This window comes from Dactylosporangium sp. NBC_01737, assembly GCF_035963215.1.
In the GTDB taxonomy this organism is placed as follows: Bacteria; Actinomycetota; Actinomycetes; order Mycobacteriales; family Micromonosporaceae; genus Dactylosporangium.
In genome coordinates, this window is sequence record NZ_CP109153.1 from 6009492 (window position 1) to 6031500 (window position 22009).

Annotated in this window: 20 protein-coding genes and 1 pseudogene; 10 read left to right on the forward strand and 11 right to left on the reverse strand. The window is 68.9% G+C overall.

The window, feature by feature from the left end; genetic code table 11:
• Window positions 1-4 precede the first annotated feature (4 nt).
• The 4 genes from OHA72_RS26990 to OHA72_RS27005 are packed head-to-tail and all read right to left on the reverse strand — an operon-like array spanning window position 5 to window position 4300.
• Complete coding sequence (locus OHA72_RS26990) at window positions 5-349, reverse strand: DoxX family protein (protein WP_327010592.1); 345 nt, start codon at window positions 347-349, stop codon at window positions 5-7.
• On the reverse strand, window positions 346-2235 hold the full coding sequence (locus OHA72_RS26995; RefSeq protein WP_327010593.1) for an acyl-CoA synthetase: 1890 nt from the start codon (window positions 2233-2235) through the stop codon (window positions 346-348). Before OHA72_RS26995 ends, OHA72_RS26990 begins: the two co-directional genes overlap by 4 nt.
• Window positions 2235-3170, reverse strand: a complete 936-nt coding sequence (locus OHA72_RS27000) for a fumarylacetoacetate hydrolase family protein (protein WP_327010594.1) — start codon at window positions 3168-3170, stop codon at window positions 2235-2237. The genes OHA72_RS26995 and OHA72_RS27000 overlap by 1 nt, the downstream gene beginning before the upstream one ends.
• The gene (locus OHA72_RS27005; RefSeq protein ID WP_327010595.1) at window positions 3167-4300 is read right to left on the reverse strand and encodes a VOC family protein; all 1134 of its coding nucleotides are present in this window, start codon (window positions 4298-4300) and stop codon (window positions 3167-3169) included. Before OHA72_RS27005 ends, OHA72_RS27000 begins: the two co-directional genes overlap by 4 nt.
• Window positions 4301-4438: 138 nt before the next feature.
• On the opposite strand from OHA72_RS27005, the gene OHA72_RS27010 reads away from it, so the two are divergent.
• Complete coding sequence (locus OHA72_RS27010) at window positions 4439-5077, forward strand: TetR/AcrR family transcriptional regulator (protein WP_327010596.1); 639 nt, start codon at window positions 4439-4441, stop codon at window positions 5075-5077.
• Between the two features lie 290 nt (window positions 5078-5367).
• Here the strand turns inward: OHA72_RS27010 and OHA72_RS27015 are convergent, their stop codons facing one another.
• Both OHA72_RS27015 and OHA72_RS27020 read right to left on the reverse strand, forming a co-directional pair.
• Window positions 5368-5583, reverse strand: coding sequence for an NAD(P)/FAD-dependent oxidoreductase (locus OHA72_RS27015; protein ID WP_327010597.1), 216 nt, complete (start codon window positions 5581-5583; stop codon window positions 5368-5370).
• Window positions 5584-5628: 45 nt separating this feature from the next.
• A complete protein-coding gene (locus OHA72_RS27020; protein ID WP_327010598.1) occupies window positions 5629-6297 on the reverse strand; it encodes a TetR/AcrR family transcriptional regulator in 669 nt (222 codons plus the stop codon).
• Between the two features lie 91 nt (window positions 6298-6388).
• On the opposite strand from OHA72_RS27020, the gene OHA72_RS27025 reads away from it, so the two are divergent.
• The 4 genes from OHA72_RS27025 to OHA72_RS27040 all read left to right on the forward strand — a co-directional run bounded on the left by OHA72_RS27025 (window position 6389) and on the right by OHA72_RS27040 (window position 10568).
• Window positions 6389-7381 carry an alpha/beta hydrolase gene (locus OHA72_RS27025; protein ID WP_327010599.1) on the forward strand — a complete coding sequence of 331 codons (993 nt, stop codon included), beginning with the start codon at window positions 6389-6391 and terminating at the stop codon, window positions 7379-7381.
• A gap of 9 nt (window positions 7382-7390) precedes the next feature.
• Window positions 7391-8749, forward strand: coding sequence for an ABC transporter substrate-binding protein (locus OHA72_RS27030; RefSeq protein WP_327010600.1), 1359 nt, complete (start codon window positions 7391-7393; stop codon window positions 8747-8749).
• Window positions 8750-8949: 200 nt separating this feature from the next.
• Complete coding sequence (locus OHA72_RS27035; protein ID WP_327010601.1) at window positions 8950-9747, forward strand: carbohydrate ABC transporter permease; 798 nt, start codon at window positions 8950-8952, stop codon at window positions 9745-9747.
• Complete coding sequence (locus tag OHA72_RS27040) at window positions 9744-10568, forward strand: carbohydrate ABC transporter permease (protein WP_327010602.1); 825 nt, start codon at window positions 9744-9746, stop codon at window positions 10566-10568. The genes OHA72_RS27035 and OHA72_RS27040 overlap by 4 nt, the downstream gene beginning before the upstream one ends.
• 251 nt (window positions 10569-10819) lie before the next feature.
• Here the strand turns inward: OHA72_RS27040 and OHA72_RS27045 are convergent.
• Window positions 10820-10966: pseudogene (locus tag OHA72_RS27045) on the reverse strand (MmyB family transcriptional regulator); the annotation flags it as partial.
• On the opposite strand from OHA72_RS27045, the gene OHA72_RS27050 reads away from it, so the two are divergent.
• Window positions 10942-11649, forward strand: a complete 708-nt coding sequence (locus tag OHA72_RS27050; protein WP_327010603.1) for a hypothetical protein — start codon at window positions 10942-10944, stop codon at window positions 11647-11649. The pseudogene OHA72_RS27045 and the gene OHA72_RS27050 sit on opposite strands and share 25 nt — an antisense overlap.
• 367 nt (window positions 11650-12016) lie before the next feature.
• Here OHA72_RS27050 and OHA72_RS27055 read toward each other — a convergent pair whose 3' ends face one another.
• Window positions 12017-12223, reverse strand: a complete 207-nt coding sequence (locus OHA72_RS27055; protein ID WP_327010604.1) for a hypothetical protein — start codon at window positions 12221-12223, stop codon at window positions 12017-12019.
• 685 nt (window positions 12224-12908) lie between these two features.
• Here OHA72_RS27055 and OHA72_RS27060 point away from each other — a divergent pair.
• The 3 genes from OHA72_RS27060 (at window position 12909) to OHA72_RS27070 (ending at window position 19607) form a co-directional block, all read left to right on the forward strand.
• Entirely contained in the window at window positions 12909-15884 is a 2976-nt protein-coding gene (locus OHA72_RS27060; RefSeq protein ID WP_327010605.1) for an AfsR/SARP family transcriptional regulator, read from the forward strand.
• Between the two features lie 247 nt (window positions 15885-16131).
• Complete coding sequence (locus OHA72_RS27065) at window positions 16132-18495, forward strand: phosphoketolase family protein (RefSeq protein WP_327010606.1); 2364 nt, start codon at window positions 16132-16134, stop codon at window positions 18493-18495.
• Window positions 18492-19607 (forward strand): acetate/propionate family kinase, encoded by a 1116-nt coding sequence (locus tag OHA72_RS27070; RefSeq protein ID WP_327010607.1) that lies wholly within the window; start codon window positions 18492-18494, stop codon window positions 19605-19607. Before OHA72_RS27065 ends, OHA72_RS27070 begins: the two co-directional genes overlap by 4 nt.
• A gap of 241 nt (window positions 19608-19848) precedes the next feature.
• On the opposite strand, the gene OHA72_RS27075 is transcribed toward OHA72_RS27070, so the two are convergent.
• The 3 genes from OHA72_RS27075 to OHA72_RS27085 all read right to left on the reverse strand — a co-directional run bounded on the left by OHA72_RS27075 (window position 19849) and on the right by OHA72_RS27085 (window position 20893).
• Complete coding sequence (locus tag OHA72_RS27075; RefSeq protein WP_327010608.1) at window positions 19849-20247, reverse strand: ChaB family protein; 399 nt, start codon at window positions 20245-20247, stop codon at window positions 19849-19851.
• 66 nt (window positions 20248-20313) lie between these two features.
• Entirely contained in the window at window positions 20314-20667 is a 354-nt protein-coding gene (locus OHA72_RS27080) for a PRC-barrel domain-containing protein (protein WP_327010609.1), read from the reverse strand.
• Between the two features lie 70 nt (window positions 20668-20737).
• On the reverse strand, window positions 20738-20893 hold the full coding sequence (locus tag OHA72_RS27085; protein WP_327010610.1) for a DUF6582 domain-containing protein: 156 nt from the start codon (window positions 20891-20893) through the stop codon (window positions 20738-20740).
• A 409-nt stretch (window positions 20894-21302) separates the two neighbouring features.
• Between OHA72_RS27085 and OHA72_RS27090 the strand changes: the two genes are divergently transcribed.
• Window positions 21303-21956 carry an STAS domain-containing protein gene (locus OHA72_RS27090; RefSeq protein ID WP_327010611.1) on the forward strand — a complete coding sequence of 218 codons (654 nt, stop codon included), beginning with the start codon at window positions 21303-21305 and terminating at the stop codon, window positions 21954-21956.
• Window positions 21957-22009 lie beyond the last annotated feature (53 nt).

Below are 22009 nucleotides of genomic sequence, written 5' to 3' on the forward strand. Positions count from 1 at the left end.
TTGCTCACAGTCGGATGACCAGATAGGCGGCGACGAGGAGCCCGACGACGACGGCGGCGGCGAACTTCTGCGGGCCTTGGCCCTTGCGCAGGTGTGCGACGACGGCTCCGCTGAGCAGGAGCAGCAGCCCGACACCGGCGAGGACACCGATCAACGGCTCGATCAGGCCGGTGAACAGTCCGACCGCCGCGGCGACCTCGAGCACGCCGATGCGGCGATAGGCGGCGGTGGAGAAACCGGCCTCCGCGGCCAGCGCACGCATCGGTTGGAGGGCCAGGATCTTGGCCGTGCCCAGGGCGGAGAAGATCAGTGCGAGTAGCACCGCGAGGATGGCAGAGGCGAGCATCATGACAGCACTACCAATCGCCATTCGATGGCATAGCGGCCCAGGATCGCCTTGACGGCTGCCTCGTGGGCGGAGGGATGAATCTTCACGGTGGCCACGACGGAGCTGTCCTCGATCGTGGCTTCGATGTCGTGCACTCCGGCGACGCTGTCGAGTGCGGCGCGGAGTTCCGTACGGGTGGCTTCCGCCCGCAGCGCGAGCTTGTACAGCTTGCCTACGGCGGTGATAGGCAGCTCGTCGAGGATGGTCACGGTCCTGGGAGCGGCGGTGTGGTCGGGCACCCGCTCGCGTGCCCAGGCGCCTAGTTCGCCCTCGGTCACTGTGGCGCCGGGCGCGAGGGTGACGTAGGCGACGGGTACCTCGCCGGCGTGGACGTCGGGGCGTCCGGCCGCGCCGGCCGCGGTGACCTGTGGGTGGGCCAGCAACGCGTCCTCAATCGTGGCGGGGTCGATGTTGTGCCCGCCGCGGATGATGAGGTCCTTGGCTCGGCCGGCGAGGTAGACGAAGCCGTCCTCGTCGATGCGTGCAAGGTCGCCGGTGTCCAGCCAACCGTCGACCAGCTTGCCGAGGCCATCCAGGACGTGGCCGTTCTTGTCGCGGCCGATGACGTAGCCGGGGAAGACCGTCGGGCCGCTGATCGCCAGCACGCCCGTCGTTGCCGGTGGTAGCTCCTCCCAGGTTCCGTCCGCGCCGACACGCATCGCCCGCACCTGCTGATAGGGCAGGCGCTGCCCGACCGAGCGTGGCCGCGGTGCCTCCGGGTAGCTGCGTACGCTCGCGCAGGTCGCCTCGGTCAGCCCGTACCCCTCGACCAGGACTGTCCCGGTGTGGGCCTGGAAGCTGTCCCGGACCGCGGTGGGCAGCGGCGCGGCCCCCACCATCGGACACTGCAGGCTGCTGATGTCAGCATCGACCGGGTGCTGCGCCAGTGCGGCATACACGGTGGGCACCGCGCTCATGGCGGCGATCCGGTAGTGCTCGACGATCGTCCAGAACGAGCTGTACACGGCGGGGTCGCGGTAGCCGAGCGGACCGGCCCACACCACGGCCTGGCCCTTGAACAGGGGCGCGAGCAGGGTGACCACGAGTGCGTTCACGTGGAACAGCGGAAGGGCCGCGAAGACCACGGTCTCCGGTTCGAACAGGTTGCCGGCGGCCAGCATCCACGCGTCGGTGACCTCGTTGGCGTGCGTGTGTGCGGCCAGTTTCGGCGCACCGGTGGTGCCGCCGGTGTGGAACATCGCGGCCAGATCGGACGAGCGGGGCAACTCGCCGTCGAAGCCCGACGGATCCTTGGCCGCGGCAAGCTCGCCGAGGTAGCCGATGCGCACGCCGTCGACGGCGGGCAGCGGCTCGGGCACGTCCGCCACCCCGGTGGGCCGGAGCACGAGGATCGTGTCGAGCAGGCCGTCGCGGGCGAGCGCCTGCGCGGTGTCCCAGGTGTCCGGCGCGAGATCAGGCCCGGCCGCGACCAGCACGCGAGCGCCGGAGCGCCGGAGGAGTTCGGCGAGGTGCGGCCGGGACAGGCCGCTGCCCAGCGGCGCCGCGATCCCGGCGAGCTGGGCGGCCAGCGTCGCGGTGATCAGCTCGGCGCAGTTGGGTGACATCAGGGCGATCGCGTCATCCCGCCGTACACCGAGGTCGTGGAACAGGTTGGCAACGCGGTGGACGTCGGCCAGGAGTTCGGCGAAGGTACGGCGCTGCGGTTCCCGCCAGCGGGTGGCGTCGGGAAGGACGGTGACCGCCGTGCGGTCCGGCCAGCGCCTCGCCGCTCGCGCGAGCAATGCGTACGTCGATTCGGGCAGCCCGCGCGCCTCCAGTGGCACGGCCTCGATCGCGGCCAGGTTGTCGGGCGTGGCGTAGTCCGGCCACAGCAGGTCCTCGGTCATCAGGTGTACCTCACGACCGTGCGCTGCCGGCCGAGGTCGATCGCGCTGTCGTCGGTGCCGATGGTGGTCTCGACGACATCGCCGTCCTTGAGGTACTTCGGGTTGCGGGCCTGGCCGCGGAAGAAGAGCTTCCACTTCACCGCGGGCGGCAGCAGCGAAACGACGAACATGACCGGCTTTGGCGGCGCACTCAGGGCGGTGCCGACGGGGGTGCCGGTCAGCAGCAGGTCACCGGGGTCCAGTCGCTGAAAGCGGGTCAGGGCCTGCAGCGCCTCGACGGGCTGGTAGATCATGTCGGCGGCCGTCATGTTCTGACGGAGTTCGCCGTTGACCCACAGCTGCAGCCGCAGGTCGGTGAACCGCTTGAGCTCGTCGGCGTCGAGCAGCACCAGCACGGGGCCGACCGGGGTGAACGTCGGGTACGACTTCGCCTCGTAGAACTGCGTCTGCGGAAGCTGGATGTCACGAGCCGAGATGTCATTGGTGACCACCAGGCCCGCGACGTAGTCCGCGACATTGTCCGCGGTGACGGCCGTGCCGACGGGCATCTCGCGGCCGAAGACCAGCCCGATCTCCGCCTCGTAGTCCAGCAGCCGCACGTGGCCGGGGCGGACCACGTCGTCGTACGGGCCGCTGATCGAGCCCGACGTTTTGCGGAAGAACGTCAACGGGACCGTCTCGGGATTGCCGCCCGTGTCCTTGACGTGCGAGGCGAAGTTCGTCATCTGGGCGACGACGCGGCAGGGCGCAGTCACCGGGGAGATCGGGGCAAGGCCGTCGACCGGGACGGTGTCCCTGCTCGTCGCGGCCGCAAGGATTGCCTGCCGGTCTGCCAGCAGTCCGGCGGTGGTCTTGGCGCCGGTGTTCACCTTGGCGGCGCCGGTGGGGGTGAGCACCCACCAGGCGTCGGCGGAACGGAGGACGGAGATGCTCATGATGTGGCTACTTTCAGCAGGCCGCGGAGGCGGTCGAGGTCGAACTCGTTGTCCCGGCGCAGCGCGCCGACGACGGCGCGAAGCTCGCGAAACGCTTCCCGGCCGGGTTTGATGCCGAGGAAATCCCTGGTGGCGGGAGGACCCCACTGGGCAAGCCCGGAGGCGCTCATCGGCGCCCAGCCCGGCTGGATGGTGCAGTCGAACAGGTCGCCGTCGCTGAAGTGCTCGACGAGGAAGCCGTCCGGGTCGCGCCAGTAGTCGAAGATCTGGCTGCCCTGGATGTGCCGACCGACCCCCCAGGACCGCTGGTAGCCCCGCTCACGCAGGTACTCCCCGCCGGCGGCCAGCGCATCGAGATCGGCGACCTGGTAGGCCGAGTGCACGTAACGGTTGGCCGGGCCGAGGACCATCGCGAGCGTGTGGTGATCGGTGGGCGTACTGCCGCGGTCGCAGCGGATGAAGCTCATGACCGGGCCGCGCTCGCGCTGGCCCTGGTAGTACAGGAAATCGCTGACGATCACGCCCAGGTGCTCGAGGTACCAATCGAGCGTCGCGAGGTACTTCGTGGTCTGCAGCACGACGTGACCGAGCCGCTGCACCGCAGCCGGCTCCCGTGGCGGCCGTTGGGTGGCGTTCACCCGCGCCGCGTCGTGTCCGACGTTGAACGCCAGCGGCTGCTGGGCGGGCAGCGCGGGGAGTTCGAGGGTGGCCGAGACGACGCGCACCCGGGCCCCGCCCGGGTCCACCAGGTCCACCGTCACCCCGCCCAAGCTCTCCGGCAGCGCGGCGACCGTCCTCCCCGTCGCGTCGGCGAGCCGCAGCACGTCCGTCGGGTCGGCAGCCTTGAATGCGGCGCCGACGAACCGCGACCGGGTGCCCCGGCGGATGAGCACGCAGGGGACACCCGCGTTGGTCCCCCGCAACTGCAGCTCATCGGGGGTGCGGAGCGACGTGGTGAAGCCGAAGGCCCGGGCGAACAGCTCGGCCCGGTCAAGGTCGGGCTTCTCGAACTCCAGCCAGGCCAGGTCATGCACCTTGATGATCGGGTTGCGCGCTCGGCCGGGGTGCTCGCCGCGCAGGGCGCCCTGGTCGCTGTGCAGACCGGTGTGCGGGTCGTGCTGGTCGATCACCGTGACCGCCTCCCTTCATAGAACTGACGAAATCGTCACTTCCGAACGTACCGTCAGTCTAGCCTTCCTGACGATTTCGTCATTCCTGAGGGTCGCGGGTAAAGTTGCGGGCGGACACCGACCGGCAGAGGAGCACGCATGGCTCAGCAGACCAGCGACGCGCCGAACCGTCTGGAACGGCGCAAGGCCCGCACGCGGGCCGCGCTGGTGCATGCGGCCCAGACCTTCATCGCCGCCGGGAAGTTCAACGCCCCGATCCTCGAGCTCACGCAAGCCGCGGACGTGGGCATGGGCTCGTTCTACAACCACTTCGACAGCAGAGAACAGCTCTTCGACGCCGCCGTGGAGGACGCCCTCGAACGCCACGGCGCCCTGCTCGACGAGCTGACGCAGAATCTGGACGACCCAGCCCATGTGTTCGCCCAGAGCTTCCGACTGACCGGACGCCTCCACCGCCGCAGCCCCGAGCTGAGCAGGGTGCTGCTCACCAACGGCCTGGCCTTGGCCACCTCCGATAAGGGACTCGCACCCCGAGCCCGCCGCGACATCGAAGACGGCGTCCACACCGGACGCTTCAGCGTGGGCGACCCGGAGCTGGCCATGGTCATCGTGGCCGGCGCCGCGCTGTGCCTCGGCCAACTGCTCCACAACCAGCCCGAGCGTGACGACGCCGAAGCCACCGACCAGGTCACCGAGGACCTGCTGCGCATGCTGGGCCTCCCCGGCGACCAGGCCCACGAGATCTGCCGGCGGCCGCTACCCGATCTCAACGCGTAGCGCTCAGCAACGCGGCAGGAGCTGGTACCCGGCAGGAACTGGCGAGCTGAACTGCCACGCCCGCCGCATCCGGATGACCCGTCGAGTCGCGCTGCCTGGCCACGATGGCCAGATCCGGGTCACCTCGGTGTGGCGGCCAACGGCCGGTGGCCGGGGAGTGTGTCCAGGTATTGGTGCCGGTGCGCACGGTGATGTCCGGCCGGGTGGCGATCTGCCGAGCAGGTCCTCGACGCCGGGGGCGCGCAGCCGGCGGTACCGGACACCGACGCTGAGCACGACGGCTTCGCTGGTCACCTCGCCGCCGCGGCCAGCGTGATCAGCAGTTGCCGGCCACGCGTGCGCAGCCCGGCGGCGCGGTCGAAGACCCATTCGGCTCCGACCAGCAGGGCATGGCCGCGGGCGAGGTCAATGAGCGCCTTGCCGCTGGTCCCGAACGGGAAGCCGAGGTAGTTGCGGATCATCGACGTGGTACCGGCCTGCCCGCCGACCGTGTGCGGCTCCAGCACGAGGGTGCGCAGATTCGACGAGTGCCGGACCCCCGGGGCGTGTCGTCAGGACGCCGCCGACCCGGTCGCCAACTGCCTGGTCTGCTGTGCCGCCCATTGGGCGGCTGCCGCGGCGACCGGAATCGTCGGGTCCACCAACCACGCGGCCTCGAGGCCGTAGCAGAAAGCGATGATCTCCATTGCCTTGAGCTGCGGGTCGACGTCCTCTCGCATCTCGCCGCGCTCTTGCGCGGACCGCAGGGTCGCTGTCACGCGGTCGATCGTTGTTCGGTAGCCATCGACCAGCCGTGGGTGGAGGTCGGTGTCGGGGCTGACGTTTTCGCCGAGGACGACGATGTTCATGCCGAGCAGGCTGGCCACCTTGCCGTCGTGCTGGCTGGGCCAGTTGGCCATGTGCCTGGCGATGATGTCGACGATCTTGATGCCGGGGTCGTGTCCGCCGCCCCACAGCCACTCCTCGGAGAAGGCCAGGTGGCGATCCATGACGGCGTTGAGCAGGGACTCCTTGCTGCGGAAGTGATAGAGCAGCCCGGTCTGTGACACGCCGGCCTCGGCTGCGATGTCGGCGAGGCTGGTGCCGCGCGCTCCGTTGCGGGCGATGAATCGTACGGCGACGTCGACGATGCGGTCCCGTGTCTCTAGGCCCTTCGCTGAGGTCTTGGGCTTCTGGGCAGGGGACACGGTTGATCTCCTCGCGATGGTCGGGACGGTCATCGCCGAGCATAGACAAACCGACTGAGAACTCGGTAGCTTTTACGAAACAGACTGAGTACTCAGTCTTAACTGTGGCGAGAGGCGCGATCGCATGAGTGCAGCTTTCCGGCGGGGAGCCCGGGCCGTCCGCGAGGAAGACACTCCGCTGCGGCCGAACGAGCAGGTTCAGGCCTTCCTGGACAGCTCCGGATCATCACCCGACCCGTGGGCCGCCGACATCGCGGCCGTGCGAGCGGACGCACGCGCGAAGGTCCTGGCCGTGACCGGCGAGCTGGCACCGGTGGCCTCTGTCGAGCCGGTTGACGCGGACGGCGTACCGGCTCGGCTCTATCTGCCCACGGGCGCGGAACAGGAGGTGCTGGTCTGGGCGCACGGCGGCGGCTGGATTCACGGAGACCTCGACACCGCCGAGGGTGTCGCCCGGGCACTCGCGAACCGAGCCGCGTGCGGGGTCCTGTCCATCGACTACCGGCTCGCGCCCGAGCACCCGTTTCCGGCCGGCTTTGACGACACTTGGACGGCCGTCACCTGGGCACGCCACCACTTCGGCAGCGTGGCTGTCGGTGGGGACAGTTCGGGCGGCAATCTCGCCGCGGCGGCCGCGCTCAAAGCGCGTGATGAAGGCGTTCGGTTAGCCGCCCAGCTTCTCGTCTACCCGGCACTCGACAGCGTCGAGAACACCGACTACAAGGTCGCGTTCCGGCGGCGGTACGAGACCTTCGCGGGTCGGTCGGGTTTCGGCGCCGACAGCTACCGCCGGCTCCAGTACATCTGGGCGACGTACGTTCCGGACCCAGCACAGCGCAAGGCGTCGTATGTATCCCCGCTGCACGCCGAATCTCTGCGCGGTGTCGCGCCGGCGACGATCATTACGGCCGAACACGATTTTCTCCGCCGCGAGGCCGAGGACTATGCCCGGCGTCTGGAGGCGGCCGGCGTGCCGGTCGAACTGACCGACTACGCGGGGCAGATCCATGGCTTCTTCGAGATGTTCGCCGTGATGACCGACGCGCATCACGCCGTCGGCAAGGCCGGCGACGCCGTACGCCGCGCGTTCCGGTCAACCCACACCATCGAGCCTTAAGGACTTCTCGTGCGATTGCTGACACATTGGTACGGAACCTTCCGGGCGGCCGGCGTCGCCGCGGCGGCTGCCCTGATGCTGGCCGCCTGCGCACCCGGCGGCACCTCCGAATCCGGCCCGGCGCCGGCCAAGCCGGTCTCCACCGCAATCGGCGGCGAACCGGTCACCCTGAAGCTGCTCGTCACCAGCGGCGTCGACGTCCCGTTCTACACCGCACTCGGCAAGCTGTTTCACGCCAAGTACAGCAACGTGACCGTCAAGGTGGAGAACCAGGACTACGCCACCTTGACCACGACCATCGCGCGCACGCTCGCCGGGAACAACGTGCCCGACCTCGTCCGCGTGCCGCAGCTCGGCAACCTGACCAAGGACCACCTGCTGATCAGCCTCGACCCGTATGCGCAGGCGTACGGGTGGAACGAGTGGCCGCAGTCGCAGTTCGCTTCCACCCGTGTCGGCCCGGACGGCACGCAGCGAGGGACGGGCTCGTTGTACGCTGCGGGCGCTGGTTTCGGCCTGACCGGGATGTATTACAACAAGGCGTATGCGCAGCGGATTGGCATGACACGGCCACCGGCGACTGTCGCCGAGTTCGAGCAGTTGCTCGCCAAGGCGAAGGACGCCGGGTTGCAGCCGATCATGATCAACGGCAAGGACGGCGGCAGCGTCTATCCGCTGCAGAACCTGGCAATGTCGTCCGCCGGTGACGCGCAAGCCGTCCAGGACTGGAACTACACCAAGCCCGGCGCGAATATCGACACCGCGGCGACGGTCAAGGCCGCCACGACATTGCAACGCTGGGGACAGGCGGGATACCTGCCGGCCGACGTGAACGACATCGACCAGACCCGGGCACCGGCCGAGTTCATCAAGGGCAACGGCGTGTTCTTCCCGAGCGGCAACTGGCAGGCTCCGGGACTGGACAAGACCGGACCCGGTCAGTTCGGGTTTTTCCTGTTCCCGCCCGGCGTTGCCGGTGGGCCGTCGTACGCGATGACCGCCGCCGCCAACCTAGGGATCCCGGCGAAGTCACCCAACGCAGACGTCGCGGCCGCGTTCCTGGACTTCGTGCAGACGGACCAGCAGGCGCGGCAGGAGACCGTCACCCTCGGCGGGCTGGTGCCGGCAGGCCCGTCGGACGCGCAAGCTCCGACCGCGCCCGAGGGGTCGGCGGTCGCCGCCACCATCAGCGCGTTCCAGGAGTTGCTGAAGAGCAACGGGCTGGTCGGCTTCATGGCTGATGCGACGGCTTCGATCCACGTCAACAGCCTCATCCCGCAAACGCAGCTGCTGCTAGCCGGCAAGACGACGCCCGAGGCGTTCGCGACCAAGGTGCAGTCCGACTACCAGCGCGATCTCGGGCGATGATCGCGGCAAGCCGACCCAGGGGAGATGCGGTGCCGCCCGTCTCGACCCCGGAGGCGATGCGGCAGGCTTCGGCAATGACCGACCCGTCGAGCGTTCCTGCGGCACAGCAGCCCGCCGTACGGCGCCCATCCGCACGTCGGCGGCGGAGTTGGAGCGCGCTGCTCTGGGTTACGCCGGCGCTCGGTATGTATGGCGTCTTCGTGCTGTTCCCGATGCTGCAGTCCGTGCAGTACTCGTTCTACGACTGGGACGGCATCGGGCCGGCGACGCCAGCCGGACTGGACAACTGGAAAGCGATCTTCACCCAGCCGGAGCTGCTGCAATCCGTGGCGCACGCGTTCGTCCTCGTCGTGTTCTACACGGTCTTTCCGGTCGGGCTCGGTCTCGTCGCCGCGTCGTTCATCCGCGAACTGAAGCCCGGCGCGTTCAGCACCACCGCCCGGGTCGTGCTGTTCGTCCCGCAGGTGCTTCCGCTGGTCGCGGCCGGTATCGCATGGACGTGGATGTACTCCTCGGACGGCCTGGTCAATCAGGTCCTGCGCGCGGTCGGCCTCGATCAGTACACACGGGCCTGGCTCGGTGACTTCACTTTCGCGCTGCCCGCAGTCGGTGTGATCGGGGTCTGGGTCATGCTCGGCTTCTGCACGGTGCTGCTGCTCGCGGGCATCGGCAAGATCGACCCGGCGCTGTACGAGGCGGCCCGGCTGGACGGGGCCGGGCGGGTCAGTGAGTTCTTCGCCGTGACGCTGCCCGGGTTGCGGCGTGAACTCGTCGTGTGCACGACGTTCACGATCATCGCCGCGCTGGCGAGCTTCGACGTCGTCCAGATCGCGACGCAGGGCGGTCCTGGCTACCAGACGATGGTGCCCGGCGTGCAGATCTACCGATTGACGTTCCTGCAGCAGCACGTCGGCGAGGCCTCGGCGCTCGCGGTGTTCCTGGCCGTCGTCGTGCTGGTGGTCATCTGGCCGATCCAGCGTCTCGGGAGGGAGAAATGACCACATCGGGCCTCGCCCATCGAGCAACGCGCACGGGGATCCTGCTTGCGCTGATGCTGTTCGCCGTGGTGCCGCTGCTGAGTATGTTCACCACGGCACTGGCGGCGCCGGGCAGCACGCCGCAAGGCCTCAGTTGGCCGAGTGACCCGCACTGGCACAACTTCGTCGACGCGTGGAGCGCGGCGAACCTCGTCGCGCTGTTCCGCTCGAGCAGCCTCATCGTGCTTGGCGTCGTGCCGGCCACGGTCGCGATTGCCACCGCCGCGGGCCACGCCCTCGCTCAGCTGAACGTGCCCTTCGGTAGGGCGATCTACGGCCTTCTCCTCGTCGGACTCACCCTGCCCTTCGAGGCGCTGATCACCCCGTTGTACTACGACCTGCGCAGCATGGGACTGCTCGGGACGCGGCTGGCGATCGTCCTGCCGCTCATCGGACTGCTCATGCCGTTCGGCGTCTTCTGGATGCGCGCACACTTTCTCGGCGCCGAGCCCGCGCTCACCGAAGCCGCGAAAGTCGACGGCGCCAACACCTGGCAGACGTTCCGCCGTATCCATCTGCCGCTCGCCACCTCGGCGTGGTCCGCACTATCCGTGCTCTTCTTCCTCGCCAGCTGGAACCAGTACCTGCTGCCCCTTGTCCTCGTCGACGACCCGACCAAGCGGACCGTGGCGGGCGGGCTGGGCGCCTTCCAGGGCCAATACGGCACCGACATCGTGCTGCTCTGCGCCGGATCCCTGCTGATCATCCTGCCCTCGCTGGTGATCTTCCTGATCTTCCAGCGCAACTTCGTCAAGGCGCTGATGCAAGGAGCCGTCAAGTGACGCCCGAGCCTCGCACCTGGAGGTCCCATCGCGCCGGAACCCGGCGAACGCCGACCGTGGCGCCGGCCCTTGTCGTTGGCGACAGGGGCGGGGTTGGGCGTGTGGGTGCGTCTACTGGCCGGCCGAAGCGTCCGACGGTGTGGTGGCGGCCCAACTGGCCAGCAGGCGCAGGGTGTCGTGGGCGGCGGCGGTGCCGGCTTCGGCGCTGTGGCGGTGAGGGTCAGGCCGGGGTCGGCGGGCAGCGGCATGGCCTCGAACGCGAGGTCGAGGCGGCCGACGACGGGGTGCTGGAAGTGTTTGACGCCGGTGTGGTGCAGGCGGACGTTGTGCGCGGCCCATCGGGTGCGGAAGTGCCGGCGCGAGGAAGGACAATATGGCGGGGTCGAGTGTGACGGTATGCGTCCGGGTGGCGGACGGGCAGCCGGTGGCCGAGGCGGTCGCCGTGGCCCTGGCCCCGTTCACCATGGCGGAGGATGCGGACGGGCGCTGGGTCAGTTGGCGGGTCGGGGTGACGGGTCGCTTCGGCCCGCTGCCCGTGCGGACCGGCAGCGAGGGCGACCCGCGCATCCTGCGGGTGTCGGAGCCGCCGTGGTGGTGGTCGTCGGGCCGCTGCGACGCGGCACCGCGGGGCCTGATCGACTTCACCCGGGACCGGGCGGCCGCGCGGTACTGGGCCGGGGCCGAGTGGGATGATTGGTATGAGGTCGCCCGCCGTCACCCGGTCGGCCGTCCGGTGAGCGAGTTCGCGTTCCAGAACCGGGCGGTGTTCGCCGGTCAGCCGGTGATGCGTGCCTACATGCAGCGGTACGGCCTGGACCCGCAGCGGATGGTCTGGGATCGGTTCAACGACCCGATGACCCGGTTCGGCTACGACCGCGACGACTACCTGGCCCGTGAGGTCGCCCGCGCGGCTCCCGTCGCGGAGTTGCTCCGGCTCGACGGGGTCTGGCTCGACTACGGCGACTTCAGCACCGGCATGTTCGACGAACGCGCGCACGACCGGTATCACCTCGCTGCGGACGCCTACCTGGAGGCGCTGCCCGAGGACGTGTACATCGTCCGCATCCACATCCACTGCTGAGCCGCCGAGACATAGGCCCCGAGACATAGGCCCCGGGAGGATTCCCCGGGGGCCACGTCGTCATGTCATTCCTACAAGGGCGGCGCGATCACCGGCGACCCGTGTGCAGCTGCGTCACCTGCTCGGCGCCGAGCTCGTATCCGTACAACCGGAAGTCGTCGATCAACCCGTCGAACCTCGGGTCCCCCGCAACGGGGCCACTCGAAGGATCCTGGGGACACGGTTGTGAGTTCCCCCCGCTTTTTTGGAGCGGGGTAGCTCACTCGGCTGGATTGCTGGCGTGCCGACGCATTCGATGCTTGCGCCAGCACGCTGGCGGGACGGCGGTGTGGACCTACCCCGGTAGGTTCGGGGCGCGGTGTTCACCTCAGTCACAGTCGTGTCCGCTTTTCGACTTCGATCCGCTCTTCGACTTGCTCTTGCTGCTGCTACCGCTCTTACCGCCTGGCTTGCCGGCGATGGTCATGGTGATCGTGTCGCAGGTGCCGCCTGAGACGAGGTTGCAGGCGCTGAGGGCCGGCGTGAGGAGCAGGGCTGCGAATGCGACGGTGATGGCTTTGCGGGTGCGGGTCATGGCGGTTTCCGTCCGTGGTTGGCGATGTTGTCAGAATGATGCACGGCATTGTCAATCTCGTAGATCAGGTCTCCGACACACGGATGCGGCGTTGCTCACTCATCCACCCAGCAGGGTGTGGATGGTGCCGTCGACCATGCGGCCCGCGGCACGTTCGACGCCGACAGCGGTTTCGGCCAACGCGGGCGCGATCTGGACGCCGCGGGTAGCTGACCGGTCCGCTCGGCGATGACATCGCCCAGCTGGTGGGCAGCGGTCAGCGCGCCATTCTGATGGCTGGGCTTTCGTCGCCGTTGTGGGGTGTGGGACAGGACCGCCCCTGCGGGCGCCATGACCTGGCCGCAACATGCAGACCGGCGGCGCGGCTGGACAAGCCGTCCGGCCGCTCGCCGGAATCCATCGGGAAATATGAGCGTCGAGCCCGATTCCCGTCGAGTTCGCTCCGCATGGCTTCCTGCCTCGCGCCCCGAGAACCTGCCCCAGTTCGCCGGATCTCGCCGGCGAACTGAGCCCCCGTTACCTGCGGCTTCGGTGCGCGTCGCAAAGTCATGCCGGATCTGGCGTGGAGTTCGCTCGCACGTGTCATCGTGACCAATGCCGTCATCGTTTCGTCCTCGATCGGTCTCCTCGCGATCGGACTGCCCCTCGTACACTCGCCAGGAGCTTGACGAAGGTGGGAGGCGGCATGGAGTTCGGAATCCTGGGGCCGCTTGAGGTCCGGCATGGCGACAGTCACGTCACGATCGGCGGGACGAAGCAGCGGCGTGTTGTTGCGACTCTGGCGCTCAACGCCGGCCGGGTAGTTACGTTGGGCCAACTCGTGGACGCCGTGTGGGATGGTGAGCCTCCGGTTACGGCCCGTAAGCAGGTGCAAAATGCGGTGTCCGCGTTGCGACGCACACCTGTGGGCACAGCGCTGGCGGCGGTCGGCCCCGGGTACATGTTGCGGGTCCCGGTCGAACAGGTGGACGCCGGGAGATTTGAACGATGCCTGGCCGAGGCGCATGCGGCCCGGGCCCGCCACGATCTGATGCGCGCAGCCGAGACATTGCGAGCAGGGTTGGCGATCTGGCGCGGGCCGGCGCTCGCGGATGTCGGGGGCAGGACGGCATTGACTGCCGCGGGCCAGCTCGAGGAAAGGCGCTTGTCGGCAGTCATCGCTTGGGCCGAGATCTCTCTGGAACTGGGATCGCATGGTGTCGTCGCCGACGAGCTGAGCGCGGAACTTGATCGATATCCGTTGTGTGAGCCTCTGGCCGGCCTGCTGATGCTGGCGCTGTACCGTGCCGGGAGGGCTGCGGAGTCGCTGGTGTGCTACCAGCGGATTCGCCAGACGATTGCGGAGGACCTGGGGGTGGACCCAGGTCCAGAGCTGCAGAGTCAGTATCACCAGATCCTCGCCGCTGATCCGGCGCTGAATTACCGGTCTGAAGCGCTGCAGCGCAACTATCTGCCGCGAGACATTGGGCATTTCATCGGCCGCCTGGCCGAACTGGACCGGCTGATGTCCATTGCGGACAGTGGCGGCGTGACGGTGATCCAGGCTATTGACGGAATGTCGGGGGTCGGCAAGACGACCATAGCGGTGCATGCGGCACACCGGTTCGCGGGGCGCTTCGCTGATGGCCAACTGTTCATCGATCTGCATGGGCACACTGCCGGCCGTGATCCGTTGACAGCTGACGAGGCCCTGGATGTGCTGCTACGCGCCGTCGGGGTTCCCGACGCGCGAATCCCGAAGAGCCTGGACGAGAGGGCCGCCATGTGGCGGGGGGAACTCGCCGGAAGGCGTGTCCTGCTTGTTCTCGACAATGCGTTGAATTCCGCCCAGGTCGGGCCACTATTGCCGGGTTCAGCCAGCTGTGCGGTCATGATTACCAGCAGGCGCCGATTGACCGGGCTGAACAGTGCGGAAGTGTTGTCGCTGGACACTCTGCCCCCGGACGACGCCGTTGCCTTGTTCCGGGCAGTCGCCGGGCCGGAGCGCTGCGAGGCCGAACCAGCCACAGTCATCGAAGTGGTCAAACTTTGTGGCCATCTGCCACTCGCGATATCCATCGCCGCTGCCCGCTTACGTACGCGTCCACAATGGACAGTGTCTGATCTGGTCGGGCGGCTGGCCGATGACCATCACAGGACGAGGTTGCTGCAGTCGGAGGACAGGGGTGTCACCGCTGCCTTTTCCCTGTCATTTCAACACCTTGACGATGCTGAGCAGCGCATGTTCCGCTTGCTCGGTGTGCATCCGGGCTCAGACATCGACGTCTTCGCCGCGGCGGCGCTGGCCGGCCTGACCGTGGACGAGGCCGAGAATCTGCTCGACGCCCTCTGCGACATGCATCTGCTGATACCGCACCTCCCTGGCCGGTACCGTCTGCATGACCTGGTGCGCGACTTCGCCCGCGTCAGCGTCGAAGCTGAGGAGCCCGCGTCGGAACGATCGGCCGCACTTGACCGACTCCTGGACTACTACCTGCATGTCACTCAAATTGCCACCGAACTGGATGCACCCGGGCGGCCCAGCCTCGGCGCAAGCCCTCGACATCGGCCGACTGCCGTCCCTCAACTCACGAAGACTTCAGAAATTCGGTCGTGGGTCAATGCCGAGCACGCCAATCTCCCAGCCATCGCCCGGCTCGCGGCGCAGCACCGGGCCGGCGAAGCCGGCTGGCAGCTTCCGCGCAATGTGGGGTCACTCCTGTACGAAAACGGCCAGCTCTCGGCGAGCCTCGAGGTATTCAAGATTGCGCTGGCCGCATGCGGGCCCGAAACCCCGCCCGTAGTGAGGTCCGCCTGCCTCCTGGACGTATCCTTGATGCACAAGGTGCTGGGCCAATACCGGCTTGCACTCGACTTCCTCAACCAAGGCACAGCCAATGCCGCTCATTCGGGCGATCGCGACGGCATCGCGCGATCACTGATTCACAAGGCCGACCTGAGCTACCTGATCGGCTCGTTCACCGATGCCATCACATACGCCACCCGCAGTTTCGAGATCTACCATGACCAGGCCGACCTGTGGCGTGAAGCGGCGGCCTTGACGGTGATCATGGATGCCCTGAGTCGGCTGGGACGCCACCGTGAGGCGATCGACGCCGCGGATCGGGCGGCGCTCCCCCTCGACGGATTCGCGAACCTGCGGCAGGCGAGCGCTGTTCTGAGTCGACGGGGCACCGCCCACAGCGGACTGGGCGAGCACGACAGCGCGGTCCGGCTGCTTCGCCAGAGCGTAGACCTTGCCCGACAGGGTGAGGACCGGCGCTTTGAAGCTGACTATTTGCACCGGCTCGCGGAGGCGACTCGAAGATCCGGGCAGCCTCATGAGGCACTGAACCACGCGCGTGAGGCACTCGCCATTCTCCACGACATCGCCGACCCGGTGGATCTGGCCGAGACACACAACGTTCTGGGCGCGATCCACAGCGACATCCATGACTACGAGATTTCGCTTGCCCACTACCATCAATCGCTTGAGATCACGGCAACCGTTGAATACCGCGTGGCGAAGGCGCACGCTCACGGCGGAATCAGTCGGTGCCTGACCGCGCTGGGGCATCCCGGCGCACAGATGCACCGGCAAGAAGCTCTAGCCATCTACGCCGAACTCGGCGTCCCAGACGCCGATTCGCTGCCCGATGACTGGATAGAGCGAACGATGTGAATGCGCCAGTTTTCAGGTCCCAGCGGTCCACGTCAAGGCGGCAATGTCGATGCCGACGTCGTCGGGCAGTCCAGCCGGCGAGGCCTCGACGATCAGCTCGGCGCGGTGCTACAGCATTTTCACGTCGGCGGTACCTGAACCAGCAACGCGATGGTGTCGCAACCCCCATGCGTACCCCGCAGGGCGAGTCGATCGCCCCCTTGCGGGGTATGCGGACAGCGATGCGATCTCGGGCGAGGGGAAAACCATGGCGACAACCACGATGCATGCGCCCGTCGGGACGGCGGTGCTGAGCCGGTACCGGCGGGCTGCCGACTATCTCGCCGCAGCGATGATCTTCCTGCGGGACAACGTGCTGCTGACCGAGCCGCTGCGGGCGGAGCATCTCAAACCCAGGCTGCTCGGGCACTGGGGCACGTGTCCTGGGATCACGTTCGTGTATGCGGGGCTGAACCGGCTGGTCCGCACGACGGCGCAGCGGACGTTGCTGGTCACCGGGCCCGGTCATGGCGCGCCCGCGGTCCACGCGAACCTGTGGTTGGAAGGCACGCATGCCGAGTACGACCCGGCGTTGACGCGTGACGGCGCCGGCCTGGCTGAGCTGGTGCGGCGGTTCTCCTGGCCGGGCGGATTCCCGAGCCACCTGTCGCCGGAGGTACCCGGCGTCGTGCATGAGGGCGGCGAGCTCGGATACGCCCTGGCAACCGCGGTCGGTGCCGCGTTGGACGACCCGGACCTGCTGGTGGCATGCATCGTCGGTGACGGGGAGGCGGAGACCGGCCCGACGGCCGGATCGTGGCAGTCGACGAAGTTCATCGACCCGGCGACGTGCGGCACGGTGCTGCCGATCCTGCATCTCAACGGGTACAAGATCGCCTCGCCGACGGTGTACGCGACGATGAGCGACGCCGAGCTGCGCAGCTACTTCACCGGCTGCGGCTGGTCACCACGCATCCTCGACGTCAGCGCCGTCGACGACCCCGACGCCGCTCTGGCCCAGCTCCTCGACACCGTACACACCGACGCCGGCATGCTTCGGCGCCGCTGGCGCGCCGGCGAACGGGCTGAACCCCCGCTGTGGCCGATGCTGATCGTGCGCAGCCCGAAAGGCTGGGGCGTGCCGGAGACGGATGCGCACGGCCGGCCGCTCGAGGGGACGTTCCACGCCCACCAGGTACCGCTCGAGGACGTCGCCGACAACCCCGAATCGCTGGCGCTGCTGGAGCGGTGGCTCCGCTCGTACCGGCCCGAGGACCTGTTCCACCCCGATGGGCGCCCGCATGCCGATCTGCTGTCCGTGCCGCCGGACGGCGACCTGCGGCTGGGCCGCGTGCCACAGGCCAACGGTGGGCAGCTACGCCGCGACCTGCCAATGCCGCCCGTGGACATCGCCGCGATCGAGGTCGCCGAGCCCGGCGTCGCGACCGCGGGCGCCACCGCGACCCTCGCCGGCTGGCTGGCCGAGCTGATGCGGACCACCGCCGACCGCCGCGACTTCCGCATCATGTGCCCCGACGAACTGGCATCCAACAAACTCGACGCCATCCTGACCGCGACCGGCCGGGCCTACGTCTGGCCGGTGCCCGGATACGCCGAGCACCTCGCGCCGGACGGCCGGGTGATGGAGGTGCTGTCGGAACATCTGTGCCAGGGCTGGCTGCAGGGGTACCTGCTCACCGGCCGGCACGGGCTGTTCCCGTGCTACGAGGCGTTCGTGCCGATCGTCGACGGGATGGTCAACCAGTACGCCAAGTTCCTCAAAATCTCCCACGAGGTGCCCTGGCGGGCACCGGTCGCGTCGCTGAACTACCTGCTGACCAGCGACGGCTGGCGGCAGGAACACAACGGCTACAGCCACCAGGGCCCCGGGTTCATCAACAACCTGCTCACCAAGAAAGCCTCCGTCGCGCGGATCTACCTGCCGCCGGACGCCAACACCCTCCTCGTCACGATGCGGCACTGCCTCACCTCGACCGGCGCGATCAACCTCATGGTCGCCGGCAAGCAGGCCGGCCTGCAGTGGTTCGGCCTGCCCGAGGCCGAGGCGCACTGCCGCGCCGGCGCCGGCGTGCTGGACTGGGCGTCCACCGGTGATGATCCGCAGCTCGTGCTCGCCTGTGCCGGCACGACACCGACCACCGAGACGCTCGCGGCCGCGTGGCTGCTGCGCCGGCACGCCCCCGCGCTGCGGGTCCGGGTCGTCAACGTGGTGGATCTGCTGACCCTTGCCCCACGCGACCGCCACCCGCGAGGCATGACCGAAGAGGAGTTCACCGGTCTGTTCGGCGCGCACGTGCCCGTGGTGTTCGCGTTCCACGGCTACCCGTCGGCGGTGCACGAGGTGCTGCACGGCCGGCCCGACCCGAACCGGTTCCACGTCCACGGCTACCTGGAGGAAGGCACCACCACCACGCCGTACGACCTGCTCGCCGCGAACGCGATGACCCGCCATGACCTCGCCGCGCACGCCGTCACCGTCGCCGAGGGCTGGTCCTCACACGGCGGCGACATCGCCGACGACCTGCACCGCGAACGGGACCGGCTGATCGCGCACGCGTACCGCCACGGCGCGGACGCCGACGAGTTCACCGGTTGGACGTGGACGTCATGAGCGTGCTGACCGTCAACGGCGGCTCGTCCAGCCTGCATCTCGTCCACGTCGACGGCGACACCGCCGGGGCGCGGCTGGACCGGCCTGACCCGCCCGGCTCCGACGACGCCGACCGCGCGGTCCGCGACTTCGTCGCCGCGCACCAGGCACCGGCCGCGGTCGGGCACCGCCTCGTCCACGGCGGCGACCTCGTGCGGCGGCCGGCCGTCGTCGACGACAGCCTCCGCACCGCCCTCGACGACCTCGCCGGTCTGGCGCCGCTGCACGTGCCGCCGACACTGGCTTTGCTGGACACGCTCCGGGAACTGCTGCCCGACGTGCCGCACGTACTGTGCCCCGACACCGCCTTCCACACCGACCTGCCGATAGCGGCGGCGACCTACCCGCTGCCCGCCGAGTGGCGCCGCCGCTGGGGACTGCGCCGCTACGGTTTCCACGGTCTGTCCTACGCGTACGCCACCCACCGCGTTTCGGAACTGCTCGCCCGGCCCGCCGACGGGCTGCACCTCGTCCTGGCCCATCTCGGCGGCGGGGCATCGGTCTGTGCCGTCCGCAACGGGTGCAGCGTCGACACGTCCATGGGCTTCACCCCGCTGGACGGTGTACCGATGAGCAAACGCTCCGGCGCTGTCGATCCCGGCCTGCTGCTGTGGCTGCTCGACGACGACCGGCTCACCCTGGATCAGGCCAGCGACGGGCTGAACCACCACGCCGGGCTGCTCGGCCTGTCCGACGGCCGCTCCGGCGACACCCGCGACCTCGTCGCCGCCCGCGACGACGACCCGGCCGCCGCCCTCGCCCTCGACGTCTACAGCCACCGGGTCCGCCGCGAGATCGCCGCCGCCACCACGTCACTCGACCGGCTCGACGCGCTGGTGTTCACCGGCGAGATCGGCTGGGACCAGCCCGAGGTCCGTCACGACATCTGCGCCGGACTCGGCCTCCTCGGCGTCCCCCTGCCGGTGCGGGGCAACCGGGACGACGACGGACCGGTCAGCCCCGCCAGCGCCACCGTGCCCGTCCTCGTCGTTCAGCCCCGTGAGGAGATCCAGATCGCCCGCGACACCGCCGCCGCGCTCAAGACGACCGCGGCCGACGGATCTGACGGGTAAACGCCCCGGTATCAGCAATCACCGCGTCGGCGGCCTTGCGGTCGCGCCCGACGCGTACCAGGCCGGACGACCGCGATGTCCGCCGAGATCCGCGCGCTCAGCAGCGTGGCCAGGACCAGCAGCTGGTACAACGGCCCCGGCGTGTCGGCGAGCCTGATGCCAGCCTGGTCCGCGTAGGTGCGGCCGTCCGCGTCGAGCAGCCCCCGCGCCGTCCGCCGAGGATCGTGCGCCGTCATCGCCGCTACCGGTTCAGGGCCTTCCGGCTGCTCGCGGCGTTGGCCTTCTGCAACGCCTCGACCAGCTCCGCCTTGCTCATCCGGCTGCGGCCGCTGATACCGAGTCGCTTCGCCAAGTCCAGCAGGTGCTCCTTGCTGGCGTTGGCGTCGACCCCACCGGCCGTCTCGGCGTCCGTGTCCCGATCACCGGCGGCCTTGGCGTCGCTCGGTCCCTTCTCGTCCTTCGGCTCCCAGTGGTCGCCGACCTTCTCGAACGAGTGCTTGAGCGCGGCGAACGCCGTGCGGCGCGCCCGCTCGCCCTCGCCGTATTGCGCGACGGCGGCGTCATGGGTCTCCACATAGGTGTCCTGGGCCTTCTTCGGTGACCGCGCGATCGTGCTCGGCATGTCGTTACGCGCCGGCATGACGACCTCCTTCGACGGTGATACACCTTCGCCTGCCCAGTGCCGAGCTCCTCAAACAGCGCCTCGCTACTGCGGCCGCTGAAGCCACTCCCACGCGCGGCGGAGTCCCTCGCGGGCCTGCTCTGCCACCGAGTCGTCGGTCGCATCGGCAGCGATCGGGTCCTCGGCCGGCTCACGCAGATCATCGGCGGTGACGGTCAGGGTGACACCGCGCTCGTACAGCGTGTCGATCTGGCCGCGCGCGGCGAAGACCGGCCGGTCCAGCAGATACTCGGCCCGAACGACGAGGCCGTGGAAGATGTCGCTGCCCTCGTCTGCCAGTACGTGCTCGATGACACCGATCCGGTTGCCGTCGCGGTCATAGACCGGCAGGTGGGCCTGCAGGGCGAGATACGAGACGGGTGCGCCAAGGTTGTCCATGATGACGACGTACCCCTCCTGGACCCGGTACAACGCCTGCCGGTGCACGGTGGTTGGTGCATGTGCGCGACTACGCCTCGTCCCGTTCCGGGTCGGTGGCGTCGCGGACCTGGTCGAACCGGGCGATCGCGTTGCGGACGTGGGACGCGTCGTTGAGTGGTTCCTTACGCAGCCGAGGGAACGCGAAGGTGCTGTCCGGCATCGCGTTGCGGTCGTCGGCATCCAACTCATGTGATTGGGATCTACGTGCAGCCATGCTTGCCGGTTACCCCGTGCCGGATGACCTATACGTGTTTGCGGCGCGGCGACGCCTTCGGTGGGCGCAGCGGGCAACTGGTCCGGCGGTACCGAGGCTGGTGAGGCCCTCGTCGCCGGTGGCCCGGAGGCGCGATTGCTGTTTGCGTCCCGCCGGTGGCGGGCAGGCGAAGTACGGATGCCGTCGAACGACAGCGGGTCACCTGACTTCCGCCGGACGGCGGCGCTCGTCCCACCAGCGGCGGCTTGCGCTTCGATGCTGGCGGACCGACGGGGTGACCTGGAAGGCAGCGACGCGTATGCAGCATTACAGTTGAGTGGTGCCCAGCGACCCACTTGTCTGTGAGCTCGCGCATACGCCACCGCTGGCGTATGTGACCGTGCGTGGAAGGCTGGATCCGCTCACCGCTCCGGTGCTCCGGCAGACCGTGCTCAAGGCGTTGACAGCGGAGCCGGAGGCCGTGCTCATCGACCTGGCCGGTGTCACCGACGTCGACCCGGTCGCGCTGACCGTGTTCTTGTCGCTGGCGAGGGCGGCCGCTGCCTGGCCGGGCGCTCAGCTCATCCACCATTCGGCGGCCCCCGCGCTCGCGCGCGAGCTGGAGGAGCTGGCGATCGGCCGGCACGTGCCGCTCGCCGCCGACCGCGTCGCGGCCGAGGCGCTCGCCGCCGGGGGAAGCGGACCTGTGCAGGTGTGCTGGGATGTCCTCGGCGGGGTTGACGGCCTCGCCGGAGCCCGTGACGTCGTCCGGACGTTCTGTCTGCGGCATGGACTGCAGGCGCTGAGCGGCAATGCCGAACTGGTGATCACCGAGCTGGTGGTCAACGGACTCGTCCACGGCGCGGCCCCGATCACCGCATGGGTGTCCCTGCGTCGGCGGTATCTGCATCCGGCGGTCCGGGACCGGTCCGCCGGTGATGACGGCGTGCCGGCCGGTGAGACGTCCGGCGCCGCGGTAGCTCTGCTCGGCGTGGCCCGGCCGGCGGTGGTGGGTCTGCTGACTCATCGTGCAACCTCCGTCGCTTGCCGGTAGCCCTTCCCGCCGTTCGGGCGGATAACCATCTCGGTGAATGTGAACGATGGCCG

What these genes read in the sequence shown, in the direction of transcription:
- OHA72_RS26990 (WP_327010592.1), bottom strand. Translation starts at nt 349, where the DNA reads ATGATGCTCGCCTCTGCCATCCTCGCGGTGCTACTCGCACTGATCTTC.
- OHA72_RS26995 (WP_327010593.1), bottom strand. Translation starts at nt 2,235, where the DNA reads ATGACCGAGGACCTGCTGTGGCCGGACTACGCCACGCCCGACAACCTG.
- OHA72_RS27000 (WP_327010594.1), bottom strand. Translation starts at nt 3,170, where the DNA reads ATGAGCATCTCCGTCCTCCGTTCCGCCGACGCCTGGTGGGTGCTCACC.
- OHA72_RS27010 (WP_327010596.1), top strand. Translation starts at nt 4,439, where the DNA reads ATGGCTCAGCAGACCAGCGACGCGCCGAACCGTCTGGAACGGCGCAAG.
- OHA72_RS27020 (WP_327010598.1), bottom strand. Translation starts at nt 6,297, where the DNA reads ATGACCGTCCCGACCATCGCGAGGAGATCAACCGTGTCCCCTGCCCAG.
- OHA72_RS27025 (WP_327010599.1), top strand. Translation starts at nt 6,389, where the DNA reads ATGAGTGCAGCTTTCCGGCGGGGAGCCCGGGCCGTCCGCGAGGAAGAC.
- OHA72_RS27040 (WP_327010602.1), top strand. Translation starts at nt 9,744, where the DNA reads ATGACCACATCGGGCCTCGCCCATCGAGCAACGCGCACGGGGATCCTG.
- OHA72_RS27050 (WP_327010603.1), top strand. Translation starts at nt 10,942, where the DNA reads ATGGCGGGGTCGAGTGTGACGGTATGCGTCCGGGTGGCGGACGGGCAG.
- OHA72_RS27055 (WP_327010604.1), bottom strand. Translation starts at nt 12,223, where the DNA reads ATGACCCGCACCCGCAAAGCCATCACCGTCGCATTCGCAGCCCTGCTC.
- OHA72_RS27060 (WP_327010605.1), top strand. Translation starts at nt 12,909, where the DNA reads ATGGAGTTCGGAATCCTGGGGCCGCTTGAGGTCCGGCATGGCGACAGT.
- OHA72_RS27065 (WP_327010606.1), top strand. Translation starts at nt 16,132, where the DNA reads ATGGCGACAACCACGATGCATGCGCCCGTCGGGACGGCGGTGCTGAGC.
- OHA72_RS27070 (WP_327010607.1), top strand. Translation starts at nt 18,492, where the DNA reads ATGAGCGTGCTGACCGTCAACGGCGGCTCGTCCAGCCTGCATCTCGTC.
- OHA72_RS27075 (WP_327010608.1), bottom strand. Translation starts at nt 20,247, where the DNA reads ATGCCGGCGCGTAACGACATGCCGAGCACGATCGCGCGGTCACCGAAG.
- OHA72_RS27080 (WP_327010609.1), bottom strand. Translation starts at nt 20,667, where the DNA reads ATGGACAACCTTGGCGCACCCGTCTCGTATCTCGCCCTGCAGGCCCAC.